This is a genomic window from Planktotalea sp., from assembly GCF_039984035.1.
Classification (GTDB): Bacteria; Pseudomonadota; Alphaproteobacteria; order Rhodobacterales; family Rhodobacteraceae; genus Planktotalea.
The window spans coordinates 1-4,160 of sequence record NZ_JBDWVM010000296.1; the positions used below are offsets into that span (position 1 = coordinate 1).

The 4,160-nt window shown below is 54.0% G+C and carries 4 protein-coding genes; all 4 read right to left on the reverse strand.

Annotated elements, in window-relative coordinates; genetic code table 11:
* Window positions 1-296 (reverse strand): FGGY family carbohydrate kinase (locus tag ABJQ89_RS13520; RefSeq protein ID WP_348496730.1); only part of this gene is annotated, 296 nt, incomplete at its 3' end.
* A gap of 62 nt (window positions 297-358) precedes the next feature.
* Complete coding sequence (locus tag ABJQ89_RS13525; RefSeq protein ID WP_348496731.1) at window positions 359-1,495, reverse strand: Gfo/Idh/MocA family oxidoreductase; 1,137 nt, start codon at window positions 1,493-1,495, stop codon at window positions 359-361.
* 77 nt (window positions 1,496-1,572) lie between these two features.
* Window positions 1,573-2,868: a xylose isomerase gene (gene xylA, locus ABJQ89_RS13530; RefSeq protein WP_348496732.1), complete on the reverse strand. Its 1,296-nt coding sequence runs from the start codon at window positions 2,866-2,868 to the stop codon at window positions 1,573-1,575.
* A gap of 2 nt (window positions 2,869-2,870) precedes the next feature.
* Window positions 2,871-3,929, reverse strand: coding sequence for a LacI family DNA-binding transcriptional regulator (locus tag ABJQ89_RS13535; RefSeq protein ID WP_348496733.1), 1,059 nt, complete (start codon window positions 3,927-3,929; stop codon window positions 2,871-2,873).
* Window positions 3,930-4,160 lie beyond the last annotated feature (231 nt).

The following is a 4,160-nucleotide window of genomic DNA, read 5'->3' on the forward strand; positions in this document are numbered from 1 at the left end:
TTCCACAGAATGGCTGGGCGTAGCGGCGCGTCATTTTCATCTAGCAGAGTTGCCCCGTGCATCTGGCCAGAGACGGCAATGCCGCGCAGCTGCGCGAATTGGGTCGGGACAGCTGCGCGAATTTGCGCGATCGCGGTTTCACATGCGGTGATCCAGCTAAGCGGGTCTTGCTCGCTCCATTGTGGATGCGGGCGCTCAACTGTGAGCGCTCCATGACCCTCACCAATGACGGTTTGATCGGCATCGATCAGCAGTGCTTTGACACCCGAAGTGCCTAAATCTAATCCAAGATACATATCAAACCCTTTGAGAAAATGTAGGTCAGCGACATGTCTGCCGCTGGTTTAGCGTGTTGTGTTTAGAGATCGGTCCAAGCGGCGTTACCCGCAGAACACGTAACGCAGGCATTAATAAAACGCATGCCCGCCATACCTGCATCAATGCCAGGTAAATTGCCCATCGCGGCCTCGCGCGCAGCGCCACCCTGAACCGCACGGATCGCATCGGCGGCCTCGTTGTAAATGGTGGCAAAGCCTTCAAGGTACCCCTCTGGATGACCGCCCGGAATGCGGCTGACAGAGGTTGATGCGTCGCTTGCACCCGCGCCATTGCGCGTGATCACGCGTTTGGGTTCGCCATGGGGCGTGAACCAGAGATAGTTAGGGTCCTCTTGAGCCCATTCCAAGCCACCTTTTTCGCCATAGACCCGCAGTTTCAACGCATTCTCGTTGCCCGGCGCAACTTGGCTGGACCACAGCATGCCGCGTGCGCCGCCGTTAAAGCGCAACATCACATGTGCGTTGTCATCCAACGTTCGTCCTGCGCCCCAGCTTTGAAGATCCGCGGCAAGGCTTTGCACGCTGAGCCCTGTGACAAAACAGGCAAGGTTGTGGGCGTGGGTGCCAATGTCCCCAACAGAGCCACCTGCGCCTGAACGCGCAGGGTCCGTGCGCCACTCAGCTTGTTTCAAACCTTCGTTCTCCATAGGCGAGGTAAGCCAGTCCTGCGGATACTCTGCTTGCACGATACGAATGTCGCCCAACTGGCCCGACGCAACCATCGCTTGGGCTTCGCGGATCATTGGATAGCCGGTGTAATTATGTGTGAGAACGAAAAGCGCATCGCTTTGCGCAACCGCTTGTTCCATCGCGTGGGCGTCATCCATTGTGGATGTCAGTGGCTTATCGCAAATAACGTGGATGCCCTTGGCCAAGAAGGCCTGAGCTGCTGCGAAATGCACGTGGTTCGGGGTCACGATGGCTACGGCTTCAATACCATCGTCGCGCGCGGCTTCGGCCTCTGCCATTTCTGCGAAACTGCCGTAAGACCGCTCAATCCCGAGGGCTTCTGCACTGGCGGCTGATTTTTCTGGGGTTGAGGACAACGCGCCTGCGACGAGCTCAAATCGATCGTCAATGCGCGCTGCAATACGGTGAACGCCGCCAATAAACGCGTCATTCCCTCCGCCAACCATTCCCAATCGGATGCGTGCCATTTCTGTCTTCCTCCCATTTTGCGGGGCAATGCCCCGCGTCTTATGTCAATCCTCTAGTTGATTTGGTTGCCTTAGGCTCACACAAATCGGTTAACGACGTTTTCCAGAATTTCCTGTTTTCCAGACCGTGGTTGCGGATCAATGCCATCGGCTTCGACTTTCTCTGCGATACTGGCAAAGTCGCTGTTCAGCATGGTTTTCGCTTCGGGTGTATCCCAACCTGCGTATCTTTCTGAGCGCATGTTTTCGAGCGTGCCATCCTCGATCATCGCAGCCGCTGCTTTGAAACCTCGCGCACAGATGTCCATGCCGCCAGCATGGGCCGCGATCAAGTCCTGTGGGTCGAGCGATTGACGGCGCAGTTTCGCATCAAAGTTGGTGCCGCCCGTCGTAAAACCGCCTGCCTTGATCACTTCCGCATAGGCCAGGGCGGCCTCTGGAACATTGTTGGGGAATTGATCGGTGTCCCAGCCAGATTGATAATCATTGCGGTTCATATCGATGGATCCAAAAATACCAAGGCTGCTGGCCATCGCCAATTCATGCTCAAACGAATGCCCTGCCAAGATCGCGTGACCTTGCTCGATATTCATCTGGACTTCATTTTCGAGGCCGAACTCTTTGAGGAAACCATAAACGGTCGCTACATCGTAGTCATATTGATGCTTGGACGGTTCTTGCGGCTTGGGTTCGACCAAAATCGCGCCTTTGAAGCCGATCTTATGTTTGTACTCGACCGCCATTTGTAGGAAGCGACCCGCGTTCTGACGTTCGCGTTTGAGGTCTGTGTTGAGCAGCGTTTCATAGCCTTCGCGGCCACCCCACAACACGTAGTTCTGCCCGCCGAGTTTCATCGTTGCATCCATGCAGAGCTTCACAGTGGCCGCAGACCAAGCGAAAACATCTGGGTCAGGGTTCGTCGCGGCGCCTGACATAAAGCGACGATGACTGAACATGTTCGCCGTACCCCAAAGCAGCTTGGTCTTGGATGTTTCCATTTTAGTACCAAGATAATCGATGATGTCTTCGAAATTGCGACGGCTTTCGGCGAACGTTTCCCCTTCCGGGCGGATATCGGCATCGTGCCAGCAGTAGAACGGAACATTCAACAGATCGAACATTTCGAATGCGACATCTGCCTTGAGCCGTGCAAGGTCCATTGTCTCACCGAACCAAGGGCGTTCAAAGGTTTGTCCACCGAACGGATCGCCACCCGGCCATGCAAAAGAATGCCAATAAGCGACAGCAAAACGCAGATGGTCTTCCATGCGTTTTCCCATAACGATTTCATCAGGGTTATAGTGACGAAAGGCTATGTCTGTGCTCGTGGGATCATACTTAAGTGGTTCAATTCCCTTGAAGAAATCCGTCATGTTTAAGCCTCTTTCATTGGTGTTATAGGTGCATCTGTCGGCAGGTTATCGCGCACATAGATGGTTGGAACGAGATCGGGCATGGGCGGTATGTCGCGTGCATCAATGAGCGCGCGTAAAACGGTGAATGCGCGATTGATTTCCATATCCGGACGTTGATCGATGACAAAATCGATTGTCTTATTTTGCAATGCCGCTCGTGTGTGGGCCGTCAGTTCATGCGCCGCGCAACAGAGCGATGCTGATGTTGAATGATCCTCAAGCGCTGCAATGAGGCCGCTGTTACCCGCGCCGACATTGTACAAAGCGGTGATAGCGGGATTAGCGCATAATGCGTCGGCCGTTGCCGATCGCACAGCGCTGGCGTCATCATGCGTCATTATGGGGTCAAGTATTTCTAGGTTTGGGAAGTCTTCAAAAATGACTTCCCGAAACCCATCAACGCGCTCCTCGTGATCGCGCGCTTCTAGCGAGCCAGCCAAAAGCTGGATGCGTCCGGCGCTTCCGCCATGGGACATGCCGATCAAACGCGCGGCGGTGCGGCCTGCTGCTTTGTTATCAATCCCAATATAGGCTGCGCGATATTCAAGCGGTAGATCGGAGACTAACCCGATGACAGCCACCCCTTGTTCGCGCAGCCTCTTCAATGGCGCGCTGAGTGCATCATTTTGCAACCCAACTGCAGCCACCCCGTCATAGTTTCCTTCAATCACCGACTGAAGACTGTTCTTCAGGCCTTCGGTAGAGAAGGCCGCTAACTCGATCACGTCGACTGTGACGCGCTCAGATTGCATGTGGTTTGCAATCTGATTTAGGTGCACCCGCATTTGGTTGAAAAATGCGTTGCGTCCCTTTGGCAGTAAAAATGCCAACCTATATATCCGCCCACGCGACAAATTCGCGGCGGCGACGTTGCGCACATAGCCTATCGCCGTCATGGCCTCTTCGACCTTGCGGACAGACTTTTGCGCGACATTCCCACGTTTGTTGATGACGCGATCCGCAGTGGCATAACTTACGCCTGCAATCTCGGCTACATCGCTTAACGTCGGATTTTTCATAGTGCCCTCAACATGGGCGAATCCTATTTCGACCCTCGAAAGGGTCTTAGCGCTTCAAAATGATATACGTCAATCATAAAATGATATGCGCCAATCATTTTGAAGCGCAAGCGAAGCTTCCAATGCTGTGGTTTGGATTTTGGAAGGGTTGGCAGTTCAGGGCCGCTGGTGCCCTGAACTGAATGGTCTCATATCACAGATCAACCGAGTGAAAGCTGATCAAGAGAGTGG